Source organism: Kouleothrix sp. 19917 (assembly GCF_057073505.1).
Window position 1 is genome coordinate 7,776,687 of record NZ_CP097099.1, and the last position, 23,291, is coordinate 7,799,977.

Sequence of the window (23,291 nt, forward strand, 5' to 3'; positions counted from 1 at the left end):
TCGGCAAATTTGCGGCGGCTGGCTTCCAAGCCAGCCGCCGTTTTGATTCTCCGATGGTATAATACCGGGCGCGCGCTGCTTTACTGGCCGATCGGCCAGGCGTACTGCGCGCCCACATATACCCTATGCCGATACTGACAATCGCCACAATTGCGGGGGTGCCCATCCGCTGCCGCTGGAGTTGGCTGGGCATGCTGGTGCTTGCCACGGTTTTGCTGCACTGGATGTACACGCCGCTGGCCGGGCCATCCGGCGCATGGCTGCTGGCCGCCGTTGCGGCGCTGTTGCTGTGCGCGTCGGTGGTGCTGCACGAACTCGGGCACGCGCTGGTCGCGCAGCGCTACGGGCTGGAAGTGCATGGCATCACCTTGTTTGCGCTGGGCGGTGGCACCGAGATCGGCGAAGCCGCGCCCGAGCCGGTGCGCGACCTGCTGGTTGCGGTGGCTGGCCCGGCAGCGAGCGTTATTCTGGCGCTGCTGGGCGGGCTGCTCTGGTGGCTCCTTCCTGTGCCGGCCTTGTCCACGCTCGCGCTGCACCTGGCCCTCACCAATGGTGTCGTGGCGCTGTTCAACCTGCTGCCCGGCTACCCGCTCGACGGCGGGCGCATTCTGTGGGCCATGCTTTTCTACCTGAACGACGACGCGGTTGGCGCAGCCTGGGTGGCCGCGCTGGCCGGGCGGGTGTGCGGCTGGCTCTTGTTTTTCGCGGGCCTGCTGTATACCTTTGGTACGGGCGACCTGCTGAACGGCAGCCTGGCCAGTCTGATCGGCTACTTTCTGGCCCGCCACGCGATTATTGGCTACCGGCGTTTTAGCGTGCAGCACGCCCTGAGCAACCTGTCGGTGCACGACCTGATGCAGCGCGGCTTTCGCGCCGTTGCGCCCGAGCTGCCGCTCGACCAGTTCGTTGGGCGCTATGTGCTTGGGCAGCTCGATCAGGGTTTCCCGGTGCTGCTGCTGCCCGAAGCCGATGCGCCACAGCCGCTGCTTGGAATGATCACCATGCGCAACCTGCGGCGCTTCCAGTTCAACGAATGGGCGCGCACCCGCGTGGGCGAAGCGATGACGCCGCTGCACCGCATTCGCGCGCTGCCGCCCGAAATGCCCGCTGGTGAGGCGTTTCGCACCCTGCTGGAAAGCGGCGAAGAACAGCTGCCAGTGATGGATGGCGCGGTGCTGCTGGGCATGCTGCGGCGGCGCGATATGTTTGGCTATATCGAGCGCCAGCGCAAAGCCCAACGCTCATAATAACGCAGCGCGCAGCGCCCGGGAAGGTATGCTATACTGGCGGCATCAGGTAGGCATTGCTGAATACCAGGGCATCAAAGGAGCACAGCACATGGTTGAACGTATCTGCCCGGCATGCCAGCACGGCAACCCGCTGAACGATCACTACTGCGGGAAATGCGGCGCGCCGCTTGAGCGCCAGCTTCCCGCCCGCCGCGATGCCGCGCCGATGGTTGTTGCTGGCCGCCAGCTCCCGGTGACCTGGCAGCAAGTTGGCAAAACCGTCGCGCTGAGCGCCGCCGCGCTGGTGGCCGAAGCCGGCCTGACATGGTTGCGCCACCGTATGGAAAATACTGCGCCCGCATCTACCGCACTGGCGCGCCCCACCACGGCAGCCGCCAGCACTCCCGCAATCACAAAAAGCCCGGTTGGCAGCGTGGTGACGATTGTGAGCCAGCGCGTGATTGAAGTGTGGGAAGGCGCGGACGGGAAAAAGCAGATCAGCGAACGCCACTTCTGGCGCCGCACCGAAGAATAAGCTCCCTATCAGGCGCGCGCTATTCTGCTGGCGCGCAAGCCGTGCTATCGTACCCTTGCGGAACATAACTTGCTGTTATTTCGTCATACTGACAGCGGGCAGGCAATGGGCACGGCCTGATAAGCGGGGCGCTCCTGTCGGAAACCACCTATGGCTCAGGCACTATCAACCAGCGAATATATTCAACGGCGGCTTCAACCCATGCGGCGGCGGCTGCAGCTGCGCGACTGGCTTTTGCTGGCGACGCGCACGCTTTGGCTGGCGCCGGCGGGCTTTGCGTTGCTGCAAATTATTGGCCGCCTCACGCCCATCCCCAACCTCCTGCTGTGGTCGCTGCTGCCGCCGGCGCTGTGGCTGCTCTTCATCATTGGCGCGCTCTTGTTCCGCCGGCTGCCTGCCGCCCAGGTGGCGCGGCGCGTCGATCTTGAGCTGGGGCTGCGCGAGCGCCTTTCTACCGCGCTTGAGCTGAGCAGCCAGAAGGCCGAAAACCCGCTGGCTGGCCAGCAGCAGGACGATGCGCGCACGTTCGCCGAAACGTTGCGCCCGCGCATGCTGCCGCTTGCCATCGCAGTTGCGCGCCGCCCGCTGCTCATGGCACTCGGCGCACTCGCGCTTGGCCTGGCGCTGGCAGTGCTGCCCAACCCGCAAACGGCGGTGCTGGCCGAGCGCGCGGCGGTGCAGCAGGTGGCCGCGCAGATCGCCGACCAGACGCAGGAACTGCGTCAGCAGATTGCGCAAAACCAGGCGCTCACACCCGAAGAGCGCGCTGCGCTCGACAAGCAGCTTGCCGAGCTGGAGCGCCAGCTGCGCGAAAACCCGGGCAGCCGCGAGCAGGCGCTGGCCGATCTTTCGTCGGTGGAGAACCAGCTCCAGCAGCGCATCGACCCGAGTAGCGATGCCCGCCGCTCCGCGCTGGAGAACCTTTCGCGCAGCTTGCAGAACACTTCGGGCCAGAATGGCCAGCAAACCGGCGATGCCAGCCAGGTCGCCCAGCAGCTTGATCAGCTTGCCCAGCAGCTCAGCCAGATGACGCCCGAGCAGCGCCAGCAGCTTGCGCAGAACCTGAGCCAGCAGGCCCAGCAGCAAAGCCAGAGCAACCCGCAGCTGGCGCAAAATCTGAACCAGGCCGCGCAGGCGCTCCAGCAGGGCAATACCCAGCAGGCGCAGCAATCGCTTCAGCAGGCCGCGCAGCAGGCCCAGCAGGCGCAGGCCCAGCAAGCCCAGCAGCAAGCGCTGCAGCAGTCGCTCTCGCAGCTGCAGCAGAACCGCCAAAGCGTGGCGCAGGCTGGTCAGCAGAATCAGCAAAACCAGCAAGGCCAGCAAAACCAGCAGGGGCAGCAGGGCCAGCAAGGCCAGCAAAACCAGCAGGGGCAGCAGGGCCAGCAAGGCCAGCAAAACCAGCAGGGGCAGCAGGGCCAGCAGGGCCAGCAAGGCCAGCAAGGGCAGCAAGGGCAGCAAGGGCAGCAAGGGCAGCAAGGGCAAAATGGCAGCTCCGGGTCGGCGCAGAACGGCGGCCAGCCGGGCAACCCGAACGGCCAGAGCAGCCAGCAGGGCCAGAACAATGGCAATGGCGGCAACGAAGCTGGCAGTGGTCACGACGACATGATCTACCAGCCCTACAAGCCCGGCAATGGCGCTGCGCGGCCCGAGGAAATCCAGGGCCAGCAAGGCCAGGGTGGCTCAACGCAGACGCAGCAGGGGCAAACCAACCTGCCCGGCGCGGCTGGCCCGGCGCAGGTGCCCTACCAGGAAAATCTGCCCACCTATCAGCGCGCCGCCGGCGAAGCGCTCGACCAGAGCGCCATTCCGCCGCATCTGAAAGACTATGTTCGCGACTACTTTTCTAACCTCGAGCCCAGGCGCTAAACGCCCTGGCGCAGTTCTTACTCGATTGCAGACGTTTTTACGGACAGTGGCGTCCCTCATTGCCGGTCTCGGTCGAGACGTATACGCAAAGCAGCACCAGGCCGTGCTGCGTAGAGGGTGATACCATGATCGTACCTATTGTTGGAATGCTTGCAGTGTTTGTGCTGATCGGCAGCATGTTTCTGGTGTATGGCGCGCGGCGTGCGTCACAGGTTCCTTCCAAAGCAATCACGGTTGCGTTTGCGCTTACCGCAGCATCCTGGTTTGCATTTCTGATCGCGCTGATTGGCGCAACGGTGATTCTGCTGGCGCTGCCACGCGTGTAAGCGCGGCGGCTCACACTCACCGAGCGCGTGCACAAGCGAAGCAGGGCGGCCCAGCCAGCGTGCCGCAGGAGCAGGAGTTTCACATGACCAACCCAACCTCAGCGCCGCGCTTTGGCCCGGAAGAATTCCGCCAGCGCGCCGCAATGATCGAAGCCGAGATCGGCCAGGTGATTGTGGGCCAGCGCGACCTGATTCGCCAGACGCTGATTGTTCTGCTGGCGGGCGGCAATGCCCTGCTCGAAGGCGTGCCCGGCCTGGCGAAAACAACCCTGGTGCGCACGCTCTCCGACGTGCTCGACTGCTCGTTCAACCGCATTCAGTTCACCCCCGACCTGATGCCCGCCGATATTGTTGGCACCACGCTGATCAGCGAAGATGATGCCGGCCACAAGGCGTTTCGCTTCGAGCCCGGCCCGATTTTCGCCAACCTGGTGCTGGCCGACGAGATCAACCGTGCCACGCCGAAAACGCAAAGCGCGCTGCTGGAAGCCATGCAGGAGCACACTGTCACGGTGGCGAAAACCATCCACCAGCTGGCCGACCCGTTTTTCGTGCTGGCGACGCAGAACCCGCTGGAGATGGAAGGCACCTACCCGCTGCCGGAAGCGCAGCTCGACCGCTTCTTCTTCAAGATCCTGGTGCCGTTCCCCAGCACCGCCGAGCTGGTTGAGATCGCCAACCGCACTACCAGCGAGCGCACGCCGCAGACGCGCAAAGTTGCGAATGGTGCGCTGGTGAGCGCAATGCAGAAGCTCGCCCGCAGCGTGCCGATTGCCAGCCATGTGCTGGCCTATGCCGCCCGCCTGATTTCCGCCACGCACCCAACCGACGCCAGCTCGCCAGCTGTGACGCGGCAGTATGTGCGCTATGGCGCCAGCCCGCGCGGCATGCAGGCGCTGATCCTGGCTGGCAAAATTATGGCCCTGCTCGACGGGCGCTTCAACGTGGCGTTCGCCGATTTGAAACTGGCTGCCCTGCCCGCACTCCGCCACCGCATCATTCTGAACTTCGAGGCTCAGGCCGAGGGCATAGATCCCGACGATGTGATTCGCCAGCTGGTCGAAACGGTCAAGACCGAGTAGGCCAGCTTCGCCTGAATGCCAAGCGGAGCAAAGCATGGTGGTGCGTATCCCCGCAGTGGTGGTTGCGCTGGCCCTCGGGCTGGCGCTCGATGCTGGAACATTTGCGCTGGCGGTTGGGTTGAATGCTGCGGCGGTGGCGATTGTGCTGCTGCCACTGTGGGCCGCGCTTGGCGGCACCGTGGCGGCCCGCTGGGCCAGCCGCACCGCGCCTGCGCCGGGCCTGGCGGTGGGTGTGCTGCTGGTGGCCTGCCAGCTTGGCGCAGCCTTTGGCCCCTACCCCGCCATCCAGCCACTGATCGACCCGCGCCTGCTGCTTTTGCAGCTGATTGCCGCGCTGGGCGGCGGCATGATCGGGATGGTACTGGTGCGCCGCGCCGCCGGGTCGGTTCAGCCCGCGCCAACGCTCACGCCGCTTTCGTAGCAGCGACATTGCTGGAAGCGTGAACGCGCATCCTGAGTAGCGCAAAGCGCGTATCGAAGGGTGCGCTTGCCTATTTTGAGCCCACGAAAGTAGACACAAGGCATGACTGTCGCCCCGGCACCCTTATTCGACCCAACGTTTCTGCGCAAGCTCGACCGGCTGGCGCTGCTGACGCGCCGCGCGATGGCGGGCGACTTGCAGGGCGAGCGCCGCAGCCCACGCCGGGGCAGCTCGGTGGAATTTGCCGATTTCCGCCCCTACGCGCGCGGCGACGACATTCGCCAGATCGACTGGAACCTGTACGCACGCATGGAGCGCTTTTTCCTCAAGCTGATGGTGGCCGAGGAAGAGCTGACTATTCACCTGCTGCTCGACAACACCGCCTCGATGGATTGGGGCGAGCCGAACAAGCTGCTCTACGCCCGGCGCGTGGCGGCGGCGTTTGGCTACATCGCGCTTTCCAGCCTCGACCGCGTGACAGTGACGGCACTGGCGGCCGGCAAGGGCCAGCAGCTGCCCAGTGTGCGCGGCAAGCGTGGCGCGCTGCCCCTGTTCGATTTCATTCAGAAGCTGCCCGGCGGCGCGGGCGGCAACCTGCAGGCCACCGCCAAGCGCTATATCCGAACGGCGCGCAATGTCGGCCCGCTGCTGCTCTGCTCGGACCTGATGGACCCCGAGTGGAAAGAAGCGCTGCGCACGCTGACGGCACGCCCGTTCGAGATCACGATTGTGCACACGCTGGCCCCGCAGGAATTGCGCCCCGACATCGACGGCGACTTTCGCCTGCTGGATGCGGAGGGCGGCCCTGCGCTCGAAATCACCGCCGACCTGGAGGTGCTGCGCCAGTACGACGAGCACCTGCGCGAGTGGCGCGCCGAGATCGAGAGCTTTTGCAGCGGGCGCGGCATCAACTATATTTTTGCCGACACCTCCGTGCCGGTGGAAGATTTCGTGCTGTCGAATTTGCGGCGGCGCAGTGTTGTGCGGTAGAATCACAGTGTGACGGCGAAGATAGTACACGAGCAAGCCTATGAGCATACAAACATCAATGCTTACCAGCCGGGCCGTTGAATACCCCGATAGCGATGGGCAGCCTATGGCCGATAATACTAGACAGTTCCGCTGGATTGTGACGATTCAGGGTGGGCTTGACGCGCTGTTTCAAGGTGACCCACAGGTCTTTGTGGCTGGCGATTTATTGTGGTACCCGGTTGAAGGCAGGCCGCAGATCCGTGTTGCGCCCGACGTGATGGTGGTATTTGGCCGCCCCAAGGGCGACCGTGGCTCGTACCAGCAGTGGAACGAAAGTGGTGTTGTGCCGCAGGTCGTGTTCGAGGTGCTTTCACCCGGCAACACACTGCCAGAAATGCTGGGCAAACTACGCTTCTACGAGCGATATGGCGTCGAGGAATTGTACCTGTACGATCCCGACAGTGGCGCGCTCAGCGGCTATATTGGCGGCCAGGGCGAGCTTACAGCCGTGCCTGAAATGCATGGCTGGGTGAGCCCGCGCCTGGGCGTGCGCTTTGAAATAGCAGAAGGTGAGATGCGGCTGATCCGACCCGATGGCCGCCCCTTTGAGTCATATGTTGCTCTGGAACGCGCCCGCGAACAGGAACGTCAACGCGCCGAGACAGAACGTCAACGCGCCGAGCGCTTGGCCGCGCAACTTCGCGCGCTAGGCATCGAACCCGATCAGGCGGAACCGTAGCAGTGTCCTTTCTCACACCACTCGCGCTGATTGGCGCAGTTGTTCTCGGCCCGATCATCGTGGCCATGTACCTGCTGAAGCTGCGCCGCGAAGAGCGCCGCGTCTCGTCCACGTTTCTGTGGCAGCGAGTCGTGCGCGATGTCGAGGCCAACGCGCCTTGGCAGAAGCTGCGCCGCAACCTCTTGCTGCTGCTGCAGCTGCTGCTCCTGCTTCTGCTGGTGCTGGCGCTGGCACGGCCCTTTTTCCTCACCAATGGCATTGCGGGCAAGAACCTGATCATTGTCATCGATCGCTCGGCCAGCATGGGCGCGGCCGACGGCTCGCCCACGCGCCTCGATGCGGCCAGGCAGCAGGCGCTCGCGCTGATTGGGCAGCTGGCCGATGATGGGCGCGCAACCGTGATTGCGGCGGGCGGCCAGACCGAAAACCTCGTGTCGGCCAGCACCGACCGCCGCCAGCTGCGCGACGCGATTGAGGGCATTCAGCTGCGCACCGGCGGCGGGAGCGACCTGACACAGGCGCTGACGCTTGCCGCTGCGCTGACCGCCCGCACCGCCGACAGCGAGATCGCAATTATTTCCGACGGCAATGTTCCCTCGCTCGAAACGCTTCAGCCGGTGCCGGCCACCGTGCGCTACTTCCCGGTTGGCACCAGCCGCGATAACGTGGCGATGAGCGCGATGGCAATGCAGCCCAGCCCGGCTGGCCAGACACTTTTCGCCCAGGCCACGAACTACGGGCCGAATCAGGTTTCCCGCCGCCTTGATCTCTACCTCGACGACCAGCTGTTCAACGCCTACAACCTGACGCTCGCGCCCGGCGCTGATCAGTCGGTGGTGGTGGAAGTGCCCGCGCAGGTGCGCAAGGCCGAGGCGCGCCTGACCGACCCCGGCGCGGCCGACGCGCTGCCGACCGACGACCGCGCCTGGGCGGTGAGCACGCTGGGCGAAGGCACGACGGTGCGGCTGGTCAGCCCCGGCAACCGCTTCCTTGAAGTTGGGCTGGCGCGCTTGCCGAGTATCAAGGTTTCGGTCGTGCCGACCAGCACGGCCACCTTTACCGAAACGGCTGCGCAGGTGCCGCTGACGATTTTCGACGCAGTGGTGCCGACGCAGCTGCCGCCCGGCAACCTGCTGTTTATTGCGCCACCACGCTCCACCAGCTTCTTCTCGGTCACTGGGCAGATCGATTTGCCGGCGCTGCGGCCCGTTCCCGGCGACGAGCCGCTGCTGCGGAATGTCAAGCTCAGCGATGTGAGCGTGCTGAAGGCGAACAGGATTCAGCCGGGAGCGTGGGCGCGCACGGTGGTGGATGGCGATGGCGGGCCGATGCTGGTGGCGGGCGAGCGCGATGGCCGCAAGATCGTGGTGCTGGCGTTCGATCTGCACAATTCCGATCTGCCGGTGCAGGTCGCTTTCCCGCTGCTGCTGTCGAATTTGGTGAGCTACCTGGTGCCGGGCAGCGGTGCCGACGCCGCGCAGCTTGCGCCGGGCCAGCCGCTGGCGCTGCCGGTGGATGCGAGCATTACGGCGGTGCGGATCAGCCACCCCGACGGCAGCATTGTGACGCCTGAGGCGCGCAATGGCCAGGTGATCGACGCCGACACGGGCACGCCCGGCGTGTATGTGGTTGAGCAATTTCAGGGCGAGAAGCTGGTGGCACGGCAGCGTTTCGCCGTCAACCTGTTCGACCCGGCCGAGTCGGCGGTTGGGCCGCAGGCCGAGCTGAAGGTGCCACAGGTGAGCGGCTTGCAGCAGGCCACCACGGCCGAGCGCGTGGGCCGGCAGGAGTTCTGGCGCTGGCTGGCGGCGCTGGCGCTGGTGGTGCTGGTGGTGGAATGGCTGGTGTACCAGCGCAACGGCATCGCCTTCCTGCGGCAGCGCTGGCGCAACTGGCGCACGCGCCCGGCGAGCTAGATTCTTGGGTAACATTATTGCGGGTGTCCTGACGAAAGACGAAGGACGAACGACCAACACAACTTGGTCGTTCGTCCTTCGTCTTTTGCCCCCAAAATCTTTTCGGGGAGTGTTTGCGATGCTGACTTCTGCGTGCTGCCTACTGCTTCAGTGTCCCGCGCACAATGCGCGGCGCAGGCAGGTCGGTGTTGTCAATCACCAGTGTGGCGTGGTGCGCGGGCGCGCAGGCGCGCATGTAGAGCTGCTGGCCGAGAATATAGCGCTGGTTCATGGGCGCGTCGAGCGCGGTTGGGCCGGCGTCGCGGGTGGCGAAGCGCGGCACCGACACGGCAAAATCCACATCCAGAAAGATCGAAAAGTCCCAGTAGCCGCGCAGCTCGGGCCGGTGCAGGAAAATGCCATCCAGCACAAGAATGTCGCCGGGGGCGGCCTGCGCCTCGGGAATGTCCACCGCCGCGTCGCTGCGATGGTCGAACGCGGCGGTGCGGTAGCGCCCGCTGCCGCCCGGGCTCAGCGGGTCGAGCAGGGCGGCGCGCAATTGGGCGTAGTTGTAGGAATCTTCGAAATAGCCCTGCGGCGAGTTGCGGCCCTGGCGGTAGCGCAGCGCGCGTGGGTTGTGGAAGCCATCCACCGAGGCGCGAATGACGGGCCGGCCACGGGCAATCAGCGCCGCCGCCAGCTCGTCGCCAAAGACGGTCTTGCCGGCCCCATCCACCCCGTCGATGCCCACGCGCAGCACGCCGGGTGCCGGCAGGCGCACAATCACGGCGGCCACCCGTTCGATAAGCATGTCGCGCTGTTCCATAGTGCTCGCTCCGTAATAGGATCGAGCGCCATGGTATGGAGAACAGCCGCGCGCGTCAATGTCGTTCTTACCGCGCCGACGGCGCAAGCTGCGCGGGCACTTGCGTGGGCTGGTTGGCGCGAAACCATGCTACTTCGTCGCGGACGGTTTCGGCAAAAGGCCGTAAGTTCGCGCCCAGCTCGCGCACCGCCTTGGCCGAGCTGGTGGTGTTGCGGCGGTAGACGCTCTGTACCGCGGCGCGCGTGATCAGCACCGGCCGGCCCGTCAGCCGATTCCATGCTTCCAGCACGGTTGCCAGCGCCAGCGCGCCGGCGTAGGGCAGGTGCCAGCGCGGCGCGGGCACGCCACTGTTGTGCTGCAGCAGCGCAAACAGCTCGGTGAAGGGCACAAAGGTGTCGCCGCCAACGATGTAGCGCTCGCCGCTGCGCCCACGCTCAACCGCGTTAATCATCGTTTGGGCGACATCGCGGGCATCGACGGGTGCGCCGCCGCCATTGGGCACGCCCGGCAGCCGGCGGTTGAGGTAATCGAGCACAAGCTGGCCGCTGCTGGTTGGCGCGGCGTCGCCGGGGCCAAACATCCAGGCCGGCAGAATCAGCACCACCGGCAGCGCGCTGTGCTTGAGGAATTCGGCGATGCGCTGCTCGGCCAGCACTTTGCTTTTCATATACAGGTTTTCGGTCGCGTAGCTGTCGGGTGGCGTGCGCTCGTCGCCCACCAGCGTGCCCGGCTCAGCGCCGATCACGCCGTTCGAGCTGGCGTAGATCACTTTCCCCACGCCTTGCTGCTCGGCAGCACGCAGCAGCGCCATGGTGCCATCGACATTAATCGCCTTTAAGGTGGCCCAGTGGTCGCCCGGCTGGTAGTATTCGCGGAAGTAGGCCGCCGTGTGAAACAGCACATCGCAGCCGGCCAGCTCGCCCGCGAAATCAGCCACGTTGGTCATATCGCCTTCGACCAGCTCGACATCCAGCCCCGTCAGAAGCTGCGCGGCCTTGGCGCGCGAGCGCACCAGCACGCGCACGCGATGCCCCTGCTGCACAAGCAGCCGCACAAGATTGCCGCCCAACAGCCCGGTGCCGCCCGTCACAAATGCTTGCATGGAAACCTCGCTTCTTGCTTTACGCTGCGCCGTGGGGTATAATGCGCGCCAGATATGTGAGCGAAAGCTCATGATTATAATATGAGCAATGGCTCATATTGTCAAGAGCTGGATTCATACTATTTTTGCGCTGCTGCGCGCAGGATGACGAGCCACAGAGAACACCGAGAACACGGAGTTGGATCTCCAGCCCAGTGCCCTCTGTGCGCTCTGTGGCCCAAATGCTATTTCGCCAGAAGGAGCCGCGCCCCTTGCCGAACAAGCCCACAAACGAAACCGCCACAATGCGGCGCAGCCCGCAGCAGGCGCGCGGTCAGCAGCGCGTGGGGCTGATCCTCGACACAGCCGAGCAGCTGTTTGCCGAGCGCGGCTACGACGCGGCCAGCACCAACGAGCTTGCGGCGCAGGCCGGTATTCCGATCGGCTCGGTTTATCAGTTCTTCCCAAACAAAGAGGCTATTCTGCACGCGCTTCTGGCGCGCTACCGCCAGGAGCTTGCTGCCCTGTATGCCGAGCGTCCCACACCCGCTGGCGAGCCGCTGGCCGATGCGCTGGCGCGTGTGCTGGACGTGCTGACGAGCTATGGCGGCGATCATGCCGGCTTCAGCCGCATGGTGCTGCAAGCGCCGGCTGGCTCGGCGCTCGCCACTGCCTGCAGCGACCTTGCGAACGACATCATGGCGCGTATCGACGCGGTGCTGGCCGCGCACGCGCCCGCGCTCCGTGCCGAGCAGCGCCGCCTTTTCACCAGCGTTGGTTTCACCGCCGTGGGCGCGATCCTCTCGCAGGCGCTTTCCGCCAAGCAGGCGGGCGACATCGACGTCGGGCACGCGCTGATTGAGCAGGCGACGACGCTGCTGGTGGGCTACCTGGGCGCGGCGCTGGGCAGTGCGCGGTAGCTGCTGACGACCACCGACCGCGGACAACCGACGATGGGCGAACCCCTTTTCGTCTTTCGCGTCTTATGTGTCGGCCAAAAAAACTACCGAAACCTGCGCCCCTTCCATGTCACGCCGCGGCCCAGGCGCAGGCGCAGCAGCCCCCAGCCCGCCAGCCCGAAATAGATCGCCGTGCCAAGCGGGAACAGCGCGCCCCACCACGGCGCGAGCCGGTAGCGCCGCGCCGCCAGCACGCCCCAGCACAGCAGCGCCACGCCCAGCAGCGCCACGCCATGCGCCAGCAGCACCAAGCCCAGCGCCGCGCCGGGCCGCGCCCAGGCCAGCAGGGCACCCGCCAGCAGCAGGTAGCCCGGCGCAAACGCCACCAGCGACTGCCGCGCACCCACCCAGAACGAGCGCGCGCCGCCGCTCTGATAGCCCGCCACCGCATTCTTGCTCAGGCCCTCGGCCAGGCTGGCCCAGCCGTCATACATGCGCACGGCAATGAGCTCGGGCGCGTGCGCCGCCGCAATGCGGTAGCCCGCCGCCTTCACGCGCTGGCCGAGGTCGGTATCTTCCAGAATGCTGGCGCGCACCGCCCGATGCCCGTCGGTAGCATCGTAGACCGTGCGGCGCAGCATCAGGCAGGGTCCGTTGGCAAACGCAACCGGCGAGCGCGGGTCGCTCACGCGGGCGAGCGGATACAGCGCGGTGAGCAGCGCGAAAAAAGCCGGCAGCACGATCTTCTCGGCGGGCGTGCCCAGGCGCAGCTGCGGCAGAAGCGTCAGCAGGTCGAGCTCGCCCGCCTCGGCGCGCTGGACGAGCGCGGCCAAAAGCTCGGGCGCGGGCAGCACGTCGGCGTCGAGAAACAAGAGCCACGCGCCGCGCGCCTGCCCGGCCGCCTGCCAGCAAGCCCAGCACTTCCCAGCCCAGCCGTCGGGCAGGGCAGCGCCGGAAATCACATCAAGCGCAGGCAGGCATTCCGCATAGCTGCGCGCCAGTTCCGCCGTACCGTCGGTCGAGCCGTCGTCCACCACAATCACCTCGAAGCTGCGGTAGCGCTGCGCGGCCAGCCCAGCCAGGCAGTTCCCCAGCCGCGCGGCCTCGTTGCGCGCCGGAATAAGCACCGACACCAGCGGGCCGTCGGGCGGTTGCGCCAGGGCTGGCCTAAGCGTGGGCGCGCGCGCGTCGGCCAGCAGGTCGGCGGCATACAGCGCGGCCACGCCCAAAGACAGCAGCGGAACCAGCAGCAGGAACACAAGCATGGCGGGCCTTATGCAAGCGCGCAAACCGGCGCTTCGGAAGACGGGCGAGGGCGCGGCGGATTTTTCTGCACAATGGCTGTTCGCGCTCTGCCCAGCCGTAAACGACCGGGCTGCAAAGCGACGCCCGCTGAAGCAGAATTATCCATCACACCTGCCCGGCGATCATACCATGCCTGGCGCAGGGCATTGATGTATAATAGGATACTCACTCGTTGCCCACCCGCAGAAGAACCGACGGTTATGCGCTTGTTCCGACGCAGTCTCGATCTCAGCCTGGCGGACGTTCGCCCGGCCACGCTGGATGATCTTGGCGCTATTTCACGCCTGCTGCGGCACGGCGCGCATCACTATGCCAGCTACCCCTACCCACATTTGCCTTCGCTGCTGGCGGGCGCGCCGGCGGTGGTGCTCAGCACTGGCCGCGAGGTTTGGGCGGCGGCGCTGGCCGGCTGGAACGTGCAGGGCGCGAGCTGGGTGCGCGCCTTTGGCATTGGCGACGGCCTGCTGGTCGGGCCGGTGTTCGATGCGCTGCTGCCGCTGTTCCACGAGCAGTTGCGCGCCCAGCAGGTGCAGGCGGTGTTCTATGCCGGCGATGAGGCGGCCGACCTGTGGATGCAGCCGGGTCTGGCGGCGCGTGGCTATGTGCGCGAAACCGACGTGGTGGTGTACGAGCAGGTGACGCTGGAAGTGCCCAGCACTGGCAGCACCGCCGCGCGCCTGCGCCGCGCCGAAGCTGTCGATCTGCCCGACGTGCTGGCAGTCGATCGCGCCTGCTTCTCGGCACACTGGACCAAGGACGATCAGGTGCTGGGGCAGGCGATATTCGAGGCGCCCTTCTTCGTGGTGGCCGAGCTCCAGGGCCGGGTGGTCGGCTATGCCTTCGCCACCAGCCACTTCGGCGGGCGGCTGGTGCATCTGGTGCGCATTGCGGTGCTGCCCGAGCTGCAGGGCCAGGCGGTGGGTGTGCGCCTGCTGGCCGAAGTGGTGGCGTTTGCGCGCGGGCGCGGCGCTGGCACGCTTACGCTGAACACACAGGCCCACAACCTGCGCGCCCAGCGCCTGTATGAGTGGTTTGGCTTTCACCGCACCGGCGAGCAGCAAACCGTGCTGCGCTTCGATCTCCAGCACCGCGCTGAAGATACGTAATTCTCACGATAGTATCCCAGCGAAATACACGCTATCCTCTCTCTATCGCGCAGATGTGGTACGTGGTGGCTTGGCGGCAGGGGCGCGAACTCCTCGGCACAATCGTTTCTGGCATGCCTGAATAATACGCGCTTCGCCGTAGCACGCTCAATGGCTATTGGTGCCCGATGGCTGGCCTTGCTGTGCCTGCCTGTTGCTGCCCGGCAAGGCGCTTGGGGTTCATCGTGAGTCTATCGCCCAGGTCACTCTGGGCGGCTAGATACGTTTTTCGTTCCTACAAAGGAGATTGCACGATGGCAATGATGCGAGCGGTTGGGATGGATGGCTATGGCGGGACTGACGTGCTGCACTACCAGGAAATGCCGCGCCCCGAGGTCGGGCCGGGCGAGCTGCTGGTGCGCGTTCGTGCAACAACAGTGAACCCATTCGACACGGTGATGCGCGCGGGCTACGTGGCTGGCTGGTACCAGTACGCATTTCCGCTGGTACCGGGCCTGGATGTTGCGGGCGTTGTCGAAGAAGTTGGCGCAGACGTAGAAGGTTTTGCGCCCGGCGATGAAGTGTTTGCACGCCTCGACCCCGCGCGCAATGGCGCAAATGCAGAATACGCTGTGGTTGCTACTGCCGACGCCGCGCCCAAACCGCCATCGCTGAGCTTTGCCGAAGCGGCCGCGCTGGCCCATGCCGGGCTCTCGACCTGGCGCTCGCTTATGGACGACGATCTGCTCGTGCCCGGGCAAACCGCGCTGATCCATGGCGGGGCGGGCGGCGTCGGCAGCATTGCCATCCAGCTTGCGAAATCGCATGGCGTGCATGTGATCGCAACGTCGTCGCCCCGCAATCTCGATTTTCTGCGCGAGCTAGGGGCCGACGAAGTGATCGACTACACGGCCACGCCCTTCGAGCAGGTGGCGCACGATGTGGATGTGGTGCTCGACACGGTGGGCGGCGACACGCTGGAGCGCTCGTGGGGCGTGCTGAAGCCGGGCGGTATTCTGGTGTCGCTGGTGCAGCCGCCCGGCGAGGAAGCTGCCGCTGCGCACGGCGTTCGCCAGAAGTTTGCCGTGGGCATTGGGCCCGCCAGCGCGGTGCTGCACGAGCTGAGCGCGCTGGTGGCGGAAGGCAAGCTGCGGCCAATTGTCGACTCGGTGCTGCCGCTGAGCGAAGCCAGCCACGCGCACACGCTGGTGGAAGGCCGCCATACGCGCGGACGCGTGGTGCTGGTGGTGGAATAAGCTTGGGCTTGATTAGAACGGTTCGCACAGCGCACGACGTTCTGCAAAGAGCGTCGTGCGCTGACTCCTGAATTCTGACTCCTGACTCCTGCGTATCACGCCTCGCGCGGCTTGGCCGTTCGCCCAAACAGCCGCCCCAGCCCGCGCCGCGCTTCGGCCGGCTGCGCCGAGCGCCGCGCCCGCACAAACACCGCCAGGTACAGCGCCAGCCCGAAGTAGAGCGAGTTCAGCGCGCGAATATCGAGCAGCGCCAGCACGCCCTCGCGCGACGTGTTCAGGCTGTCGAGCCACGCGCCGAGCAGCGGGATGCCGAGCTGGTCGATACCCGCCACCAGCAGCGCGCCCAGGATCGCGCCCGGCACGCTGCCCGCGCCGCCAATCACCACCATCGCCAGCACCATGGCCGACACGCGGAAATCGAACTGGTTGGGATCGACATAGCTGAAAATGCTGGCGAACAGCGAGCCAGCCAGCCCGGCGATCACCGAGCCAATCACAAAGGCCAGGTGCTTCGAGCGGGTGATATCGACGCCACAACTGGCTGCCGCCACCTCGTCGGCGCTGAGCGCGGCCCACGCCCGCCCGATCCGCGAGCGCGCCAGCCGCATGCACGCCACCGTTGCCAGGATCAGCGCCAGCGCGGCAAACAGATAGGCTTCGGTGGTGGTGCCGAGCCGGTAGCCAAACAGAATCGGTGGCGGCAGCGCCGCCGCACCGCGCTCGCCACCCGTCCACTGATCAAGGTTCACAAAGCTCTGCGGGATGATCAGGCCAAACGCAACCGTCACAATCGCCAGGTAATCGCCGCGCAGGCGCGTGGCCAGCGCCCCGTTGATCACGCCAAAAATCATCGAAACGACCGTGCTGACCGCCAGCACCAGCAAGAAATCGAGCCGCGTGGGCAGCCATGCGCTGAGCTGCCCGCCCGTGAGCATCGCCACTGTGTAGCCGCCCAGCGCGAAACACGCGGCATAGCCCAGGTCGAGCAGGCCGGCATAGCCCAGCACAATGTTCAGGCCCACCGCCAGCAGCATAAACAGCAGAATCTTGATCGCCACCAGCTCGTAGTGCAGGCCCAGCGCCAGATCGAGCAGCGGATAGGCCACCACCAGCAGCAGCAGCGCAGCCGTCAGGCGCGGGCGCAGCCGGCTCACCGGGCGCTCGCCCAGCTCGTCGGCGCTGATACGCGCGCCCGAGTCGTCACTTTCCGCGCCGCCAAGCAAGCCACCCGGCCGCAGCGTCAGCGCGCCGATCAGCACCACCATCAGCAGCACCGGCGTCCACTGCGAGGCCAGGAAATAATCGCTGAACGCCGCCAGAATGCCGAGCAGCAAGCCGCTCAAAAACGCACCGCGCGGCCGGCCAATGCCGCCGAGCACGGCAGCAGTAAAGGCGAACAGGCCGCTTTGCACGCCATATTCGGTGTAAGGGTGCTGGTAATAAATCGTGAAAATAAACGCCGCCGCGCCCGAGAGCGCGCCGCCAATCGCAAAGGCTAAGCGAATTGCGCCGTGGTGGTCGATGCCGCACAGCCGCGCCATTTCGGCATCCTGCGCGCAGGCGCGCAGCGCCCGCCCGGCCCGCGAGCTGCGCAGAAACCAGCCCACCAGCAGCGCCAGCGCCACGGCAAAAAGGAGCACCAGCAGGTCTTTCAGCGTGTAGCTCACTTGGAGTTTCAGCCCGCTCGCCTGCACCAGATCGAGCTTGGGCAGCAGATCGTGCACACCCAGGCGCGGCACTTCGGGCACACCCGGCGTGCTGTGGTGCGCGCCCGGCACCGATTTGTCGCTGGTGCGCCACAGCAGCGCGGCCTCGTAAAGCATGAACGACAGCCCGACCGTGGCGATCAGCGGGGCCAGGCGCGAGCCGCCGCGAAACGGCCGAAACGCCACCCGCTCGACGGCGACATTCAGCGCGCTGCCAAAGGCCATTGACGCGAAGAGCGCGAGCGCCAGCCCGCCCACGAGCGGCAGCGCGGCCATGCCCGGGATGAGATCGAGCCCGCGCACCACCACCACCACCAGCACAGTCGTCAGCGCAAACAGGTCGCCATACGCGAAGTTGAGCATGCGCACCGCGCCATACACCAGCGTCACGCCAATCGCGTTCAGCGCGATCACCGCGCCGTTGGAAAGCCCGATCGCCAGGATCTGGAGCATGATCTCGGCGCAGCTTGTGGTGCCACAGTTCATAGTGTTCCTTTTGGCCGAAACGCCGAGCTGTGCTATTATTCTAACCGCCAGGGTGGTTAGAATCTAGCCGAAAAGCGAAGCGCTGTCAAGCGATGACGACGACCAGAACAATCAATACCTTTGCGGGTGATCTGCGGCTGGTGGGCGGGCGGCTGGGCCTGGATTTTGTGAATACGGTGAACGACCACGCGCTGCCGCAGCCCCGCGATCACTGGCGTGATTACGGGTTATTTCTGATTTGGGCGCAGCACGCCAGTGCCGCCACGCCCGCCCAGCTTCAGGCAGCATCCCGCGCCGCCACAGCCCAGCCCGCTGCCGCGCAGGCCGCGCTGGAGCTGGCCCGCCGCACGCGCCGCGCGCTGTATGGCGTATTCAGCGGCAATGCCGCCGGTCGCCCCTTCGCCCCCGCCGACACCGAGGCGCTCAACGCGGCGCTGGCGCGCATGCCCGCGCCGGCCCAGCTCGACCCGGGCACAAACCCGCTCGGGTGGCGCTGGCCCGCCGATGCCAGCCCGCTCGACGTGCCGATCTGGCCGGCGCTGCTTTCGGCGGCGGCGCTGCTGGCCTCGCCCGAGCTGGCGCGCGTGCGCGAGTGCGCCGGCGAAGGCTGTAGCTGGCTGTTTCTCGACACCAGCCGCACCGGCAGCCGGCGCTGGTGCTCGATGGAAGATTGTGGCAACATCGCCAAGGCGCGGCGCTACTACCGGCGAATGACAAACGACGAATGACGAACGGCCAGAACTACCGCAAAGAGCGCAAAGGGCGCAAAGAATTGTGGATTGCAGGTTCAGCAGTTCTGCGGCTCTTGATTCTACGGTTCTCTGCTCAGCCGATCACCCCGTCATCTTGTCATCTTGTCACCCTTGTGCCGACTGCCAACTGCCAACTGCCGTCTGTTTGGTTCTGCGGTTCTGCGGTTCTTCGCTCCCGGTTCTGCGGTTCTCGGTTCTGCGGTTCTTGACATCCGCCTAACGATATTTTAACCAGAGCTTGCGCCAATCGCCCTCAAGAAGTGTGGTAAGATAGCCCCGTCCACACTGCACCTCGATAACGCTCAATACGCTTGCGGCACTCGGGCAGCCCTTGCCCGTGCCCGCCTGTTCAGCATCGCCACTTGAGATTTGCAAGAGGGAGGGTTATGAACATCTCGCGACGCTCGTTCATCCGCTACATGGCCGTTGGCGGCAGCACGCTCGCCTGGGCGTGCACCAGCATCTCGTTCGCCCACGCGGCCGGCCCGGAAACCTTCAAGCTGCGCATCATCCACACCAACGACCATCACGCCCGCATCGAGCCGGTGACGGGCGGCACACCGCCTGCGCCCATCCACGGCGGCGTTTCGCGCCGCAAAAAGCTGATCGACGCGATCCGCGCCGAGGGCGGCAACCAGGTGCTGGTCGACGCCGGCGACATCTTCCAGGGCACCTTGTGGTTCAACCAGTACCTCGGCCTGGCCGACCTGGAGTTCTACCACTACATGGGCTACGAGATGATGACGATCGGCAACCACGAGTTCGACAAAGGCCCCGAGCCGCTGGCGAACTTCATCAAGCAGGCGAAGTTCCCGGTGCTGAGCGCCAACATCGTTGCCAGCTCGTCATCGCCGATCAGCGGCCTGTACAAGCCCTGGATCATCAAGGAAATTGGTGGCGAGAAGGTCGGCTTCTTCGGCCTGACCACCGAAGAAACGCCGGGCATCTCCAGCCCGGGACCAACGCTGCAGTTCACCAACTATATCGAAGCGGCCAGGAAGGCTGTGGCCGACCTGAAGGCGCAGGGCGTGAACAAGATCATTGCGCTGACCCACATCGGCATCACCTTCGACCGCGAGCTGGCGCGCCAGGTCGATGGCATTCAGGTGATCATTGGCGGCCACTCGCACACCCCCATGGGCCCGATGGTCAGCCCGGCCGACCCGGCCCGCCCCTACCCCGAGGTGATTGCATCGCCGTCGGGCAAGCCGGTGGTGATGGCGACCGACTGGGAGTGGGGCCGCTGGCTGGGCGACCTGACGGTTGGCTTCGATGCAAATGGCGACATCACCAATGTGCTGGGCGCGCGCCCAACCGAGGTGGCCGCCAGCCTTGCGCCCGATGGCGCGCTGGAAAACCGCATTCAGGTGCTGGCCCAGCCGCTCACAGCCTTGCGCACCAAGGTGGTTGGCGAATCGGCTGTGGCGCTGAATGGCGTGCGTGGCGATGTTCGCACCAAGGAAACCAATCTGGGCAACCTGATCGCCGACGCCATGCTGGAAAAAACCCGCTCGGCCGGCGCGCAGGTGGCGCTGATGAATGGCGGCAGCATCCGCGCCAGCATCGACGCGGGCCAGATCACGCTGGGCGAGCTGCTCGACGTGCAGCCCTTCAGCAACACCATCGGGCTGGTAACTGTCACCGGCGCGCTGCTGAAAGAAGCGCTGGAAAATGGCGTCAGCCAGCTCGAAACGGTGGCGGGCCGCTTTGCGCAGGTGTCGGCAATCCGCTATAGCTTCGACCCTTCGCGCCCGGTGGGCGACCGCGTGACGGGCGTGCAGGTGGCGGATGGCAAGGGCGGCTATGCCCCGCTCAATCCTAGCGCCAGCTACCGGCTGGTTTCCAACTCGTTTGTGATCGCCGGCGGCGATGGCTACACCGCGCTTGCCAAAGGCACCGACAAGATCGACACTGGCATTCTGGATATCGACACCACGGCGGATTATGTTGCGGCGCACTCGCCGATCAATGCGCAGGTGGAAGGCCGCATTGTGGTGAGCGGCACGCTGCCCGGCGCGTCGGCCCCGGCACCGAGCAGCGGCGCGGGCCAGGTTCCGGCGCAGCTGCCCAACACCGGCGGCGATCTGTCGCCCGTGTGGATGCTGGCCGCCCTGGGCGCGGGCGCGATCGGCAGCGGCTTGCGGCTGCGCAACCGTGCGCGCGTGGCCGAGGGCGCGGAAGAAGTGGCCGAAGAGGTGGCAAGCGAAGAGCAGGAGCCGGTTGCGTAGCCCCTGGCTTCCCGGCACGCAGGGCGGGGTGACGCTGTCGCCCCGCCCTGTTGTTTGTATGTTTCTGACGAATACCAAAAAGATCAAGCCACGGAGAACACAGAGCGCACGGAGCGAATAAGCACGAACAGCTTCGGAATACAAGGCGTCCGAAAGCCAAGAGCACCCTAAATAGAACCAAAATTCCGTGTCCTCTGTGCGCTCTGTGGCTAGTTTCTCCTCACAGCAAAGGAGCACCCATGCCAGCCCGCGACCTGAACATTGCGATTGTTGGCTGCGGCAATATTGCCGGGCCATACGCCCACACGCTCAAGCCCTACGAGCACATTCACCTGCTGGGCGCAACCGACATCGACCCGGCGCGCGCCGAGCGGCTGGTGGCCGAGTATGGCGGCACCGCCTACCCCTCGCTCGACGCGCTGCTGGCCGACCCAAACGTCGATGCGGTGGTGAACCTTTCCATCCACCACGCCCACCCCGCCGTGATCACGCAGTGCCTGGAAGCGGGCAAACATGTGTACAGCGAAAAGCCGCTGGCGATGCGCTACGCCGAGGCGCGCGCGCTGGTCGATCTGGCCGAGGCAAAAGGCCTGCGCCTGAGCTGCGCGCCAATGACTTTTATGGGCGAGGCGCAGCAAACGATCTGGCGCGAGATCCGGCGCGGCACCCCTGGCCCGGTGCGCATGGTGTATGCCGACGTCAACTGGGGCCGCATCGAGAGCTGGCACCCCAACCCCGGCCCCTTCTACGAGGTTGGCGCGCTGTTCGACGTGGGCGTCTACCCGCTCACGCTGGTGACAACCTTCTTCGGCCCCGCGCGCCGCGTCACCGCCTTCAACACCGTGCTTTTCCCCGACCGTGTTACAAAAGAAGGCGTGCCCTTCCACATCGACACGCCCGACTGGGCGGTGGCGGCGGTGGAGCTGGCCAATGGCACAGTGGTGCGCCTGACCACCAATTTCTATGTTGGCCACCATGGCAAGCAGAAAGGGCTGGAATTCCACGGTGACCTGGGCTCGCTCTACCTCGGCAGCTTTCAGGATTTCAACGCCGCAGTGGAGTTTGCGCCGTTTGGTGGCAGCTACGCCCCAATTGAGTATGCGCGCCCGCCCTTCACCACCACCATCGGTGAGCGCGTGATGGCGATTGAATGGGCGCGCGGCGTGCTCGACCTGGCCGAGGCGCTGGGCGAAAACCGCCCGCAGCGCGTAACCGGCGCGCAGGCCGCGCATGTGGTCGAGATCTGCGAGGCGATTAGCACCTCGGCGCGCGAAGGCCGCCCGGTCGATATTCACTCGGAGTTTGTGCCGCCCACGCCGCTGGACTGGGCGGAGTAGTCTCGTACTCGTGTGAATGCTTGATGATTACGCACTACGCACTACGCTCTTTTCAGAAGAGTGCGTAGTGCGTAGTTCTGTTTCTAGCGCCCTTCGCCCTCGGTCACAGCCGGCGCGTCGCGGCGGGGCGGGCGGGCCGGCGCGGGCACTTCCAGCGGCACCGCTGGCACAACTTCCTCGAAGCGGTAGAAGTGATCGAACAGCACCTGCAGCACCACCGTGAATGGCACCGCCAGCAGCGCGCCCATAATGCCGCTCAGCTCCGCGCCAATGAACAGCGCAATAATAATCACCAGCGGGTGCAGGCCCACGATGTCGCCCACCACCTTGGGGTAGACAATATTCGCCTCAACATTCGCGATGACAAGGTAGAGCACCAGCACCCCCAGCGCCAGCCACGGCGACGACGACGACAGCGCCACCAGCATGGCCAGGCCGGTCACAATTGCGCCGCCAACGTAGGGAATCAGCTCCATAAAGGCCGCAGCCAGCCCAAGCGCAAAGGCGTAGGGCACGCCCATCAGCCCCAGACCAATGCCGAAACATGTGCCATAGAACAGGCACACCAGCAGCTGGGCGCGCACCCAGTGGCCCAGGCGCTCGCCGATCTGGCGCGCAAGCTCGGCGGCAGTGGGGCGCTGCGTGGGCGGGAAAAAGCGCGCAATAAAGCGCGGCGCAAACTTCCCGTCGACGGTCAGGATAAAGGCGATCACCAGCACCAGCAAGCCACTCAGCAGCGCCGAGGTGAGCGTGCGGCCCAGGCCCACCAGCAGCGCGCCCAGGCCACCCACCACCACGCCGATCTGGTCGCTGAGCTGCTGGGCCAGGTCGTTGAACTGCAATCGCTGAGCAAAGGCCGGCAGGTAGGGCGCGATCCACGTGCCCGGCGCGTCGATCAGCGTTTGGGTGAGCGTGGGCAGGCTGGTACTGAGCTGATCGACCTCGTCGAGCAGCACTGGCACCATAACCGCCGCCACCACGCCCAGCACCAGAAACAGCGCCACGTAGATCAGCACAATGCCAACCGCGCGCGGCACGCGCTCGCGCTCGAACCAGCTCACCGCTGGCGTGATTGCCACGGCCAGCAGGATGGCGATAAACAGCACCAGCAGGATACTGCTGAAATTGAACACCAGCCACACCAGCGCGGCGGCTGCCAGCAGCAGCGCCACCCCGCGCGCCGTGACGGTGAGGGAGATCGATTTGGGCATGCGTTCCTCGTTCTGCTTGTTGCTGCCAGCGGCGTTCATGCATGCTTGAGTATA

Annotated in this window: 20 protein-coding genes; 15 read left to right on the plus strand and 5 right to left on the minus strand. The window is 65.6% G+C overall.

Annotation, left to right across the window (positions count from 1 at the left end; all coding sequences use genetic code 11):
• Nucleotides 1-125 precede the first annotated feature (125 nt).
• The 9 genes from M1P90_RS31230 to M1P90_RS31270 all read left to right on the plus strand — a co-directional run bounded on the left by M1P90_RS31230 (nucleotide 126) and on the right by M1P90_RS31270 (nucleotide 9,086).
• Nucleotides 126-1,247 (plus strand): site-2 protease family protein, encoded by a 1,122-nt coding sequence (locus M1P90_RS31230; protein WP_483699666.1) that lies wholly within the window; start codon nucleotides 126-128, stop codon nucleotides 1,245-1,247.
• 91 nt (nucleotides 1,248-1,338) lie between these two features.
• Nucleotides 1,339-1,764, plus strand: coding sequence for a zinc ribbon domain-containing protein (locus tag M1P90_RS31235; protein WP_483699667.1), 426 nt, complete (start codon nucleotides 1,339-1,341; stop codon nucleotides 1,762-1,764).
• Nucleotides 1,765-1,914: 150 nt separating this feature from the next.
• The gene (locus M1P90_RS31240) at nucleotides 1,915-3,630 is read left to right on the plus strand and encodes a hypothetical protein (protein WP_483699668.1); all 1,716 of its coding nucleotides are present in this window, start codon (nucleotides 1,915-1,917) and stop codon (nucleotides 3,628-3,630) included.
• Nucleotides 3,631-3,755: 125 nt separating this feature from the next.
• Nucleotides 3,756-3,956, plus strand: a complete 201-nt coding sequence (locus tag M1P90_RS31245) for a hypothetical protein (RefSeq protein ID WP_483699669.1) — start codon at nucleotides 3,756-3,758, stop codon at nucleotides 3,954-3,956.
• Nucleotides 3,957-4,039: 83 nt separating this feature from the next.
• The gene (locus tag M1P90_RS31250) at nucleotides 4,040-5,038 is read left to right on the plus strand and encodes an AAA family ATPase (protein WP_483699670.1); all 999 of its coding nucleotides are present in this window, start codon (nucleotides 4,040-4,042) and stop codon (nucleotides 5,036-5,038) included.
• A 34-nt stretch (nucleotides 5,039-5,072) separates the two neighbouring features.
• Nucleotides 5,073-5,459, plus strand: coding sequence for a hypothetical protein (locus M1P90_RS31255; RefSeq protein WP_483699671.1), 387 nt, complete (start codon nucleotides 5,073-5,075; stop codon nucleotides 5,457-5,459).
• 102 nt (nucleotides 5,460-5,561) lie between these two features.
• Nucleotides 5,562-6,449 (plus strand): DUF58 domain-containing protein, encoded by an 888-nt coding sequence (locus tag M1P90_RS31260; RefSeq protein ID WP_483699673.1) that lies wholly within the window; start codon nucleotides 5,562-5,564, stop codon nucleotides 6,447-6,449.
• 40 nt (nucleotides 6,450-6,489) lie between these two features.
• The gene (locus tag M1P90_RS31265; protein ID WP_483699675.1) at nucleotides 6,490-7,170 is read left to right on the plus strand and encodes a Uma2 family endonuclease; all 681 of its coding nucleotides are present in this window, start codon (nucleotides 6,490-6,492) and stop codon (nucleotides 7,168-7,170) included.
• Nucleotides 7,171-7,172: 2 nt separating this feature from the next.
• Nucleotides 7,173-9,086, plus strand: coding sequence for a VWA domain-containing protein (locus M1P90_RS31270; protein WP_483699676.1), 1,914 nt, complete (start codon nucleotides 7,173-7,175; stop codon nucleotides 9,084-9,086).
• Nucleotides 9,087-9,225: 139 nt separating this feature from the next.
• On the opposite strand, the gene M1P90_RS31275 is transcribed toward M1P90_RS31270, so the two are convergent.
• Complete coding sequence (locus M1P90_RS31275; protein WP_483699677.1) at nucleotides 9,226-9,891, minus strand: hypothetical protein; 666 nt, start codon at nucleotides 9,889-9,891, stop codon at nucleotides 9,226-9,228.
• Between the two features lie 67 nt (nucleotides 9,892-9,958).
• Nucleotides 9,959-10,993 (minus strand): SDR family oxidoreductase, encoded by a 1,035-nt coding sequence (locus M1P90_RS31280; protein ID WP_483699678.1) that lies wholly within the window; start codon nucleotides 10,991-10,993, stop codon nucleotides 9,959-9,961.
• Nucleotides 10,994-11,244: 251 nt separating this feature from the next.
• On the opposite strand from M1P90_RS31280, the gene M1P90_RS31285 reads away from it, so the two are divergent.
• Nucleotides 11,245-11,892 carry a TetR/AcrR family transcriptional regulator gene (locus M1P90_RS31285; protein WP_483699679.1) on the plus strand — a complete coding sequence of 216 codons (648 nt, stop codon included), beginning with the start codon at nucleotides 11,245-11,247 and terminating at the stop codon, nucleotides 11,890-11,892.
• Between the two features lie 83 nt (nucleotides 11,893-11,975).
• Here M1P90_RS31285 and M1P90_RS31290 read toward each other — a convergent pair whose 3' ends face one another.
• Nucleotides 11,976-13,136, minus strand: coding sequence for a glycosyltransferase (locus tag M1P90_RS31290; RefSeq protein WP_483699680.1), 1,161 nt, complete (start codon nucleotides 13,134-13,136; stop codon nucleotides 11,976-11,978).
• Nucleotides 13,137-13,376: 240 nt separating this feature from the next.
• On the opposite strand from M1P90_RS31290, the gene M1P90_RS31295 reads away from it, so the two are divergent.
• Nucleotides 13,377-14,282 carry a GNAT family N-acetyltransferase gene (locus M1P90_RS31295; RefSeq protein WP_483699681.1) on the plus strand — a complete coding sequence of 302 codons (906 nt, stop codon included), beginning with the start codon at nucleotides 13,377-13,379 and terminating at the stop codon, nucleotides 14,280-14,282.
• 293 nt (nucleotides 14,283-14,575) lie between these two features.
• A complete protein-coding gene (locus M1P90_RS31300) occupies nucleotides 14,576-15,517 on the plus strand; it encodes an NADP-dependent oxidoreductase (protein ID WP_483699682.1) in 942 nt (313 codons plus the stop codon).
• Nucleotides 15,518-15,612: 95 nt separating this feature from the next.
• On the opposite strand, the gene M1P90_RS31305 is transcribed toward M1P90_RS31300, so the two are convergent.
• Nucleotides 15,613-17,709 (minus strand): ABC transporter permease, encoded by a 2,097-nt coding sequence (locus M1P90_RS31305; RefSeq protein ID WP_483699683.1) that lies wholly within the window; start codon nucleotides 17,707-17,709, stop codon nucleotides 15,613-15,615.
• Between the two features lie 92 nt (nucleotides 17,710-17,801).
• On the opposite strand from M1P90_RS31305, the gene M1P90_RS31310 reads away from it, so the two are divergent.
• From M1P90_RS31310 to M1P90_RS31320, 3 genes are all read left to right on the plus strand, one after another.
• Complete coding sequence (locus tag M1P90_RS31310) at nucleotides 17,802-18,437, plus strand: CGNR zinc finger domain-containing protein (RefSeq protein ID WP_483699684.1); 636 nt, start codon at nucleotides 17,802-17,804, stop codon at nucleotides 18,435-18,437.
• Between the two features lie 410 nt (nucleotides 18,438-18,847).
• Nucleotides 18,848-20,689 (plus strand): bifunctional metallophosphatase/5'-nucleotidase, encoded by a 1,842-nt coding sequence (locus M1P90_RS31315; RefSeq protein ID WP_483699685.1) that lies wholly within the window; start codon nucleotides 18,848-18,850, stop codon nucleotides 20,687-20,689.
• Between the two features lie 239 nt (nucleotides 20,690-20,928).
• Nucleotides 20,929-22,026, plus strand: coding sequence for a Gfo/Idh/MocA family protein (locus M1P90_RS31320; protein ID WP_483699686.1), 1,098 nt, complete (start codon nucleotides 20,929-20,931; stop codon nucleotides 22,024-22,026).
• Nucleotides 22,027-22,109: 83 nt separating this feature from the next.
• Here M1P90_RS31320 and M1P90_RS31325 read toward each other — a convergent pair whose 3' ends face one another.
• Entirely contained in the window at nucleotides 22,110-23,237 is a 1,128-nt protein-coding gene (locus tag M1P90_RS31325; RefSeq protein ID WP_483699687.1) for an AI-2E family transporter, read from the minus strand.
• Between the last annotated feature and the right edge of the window lie 54 nt (nucleotides 23,238-23,291).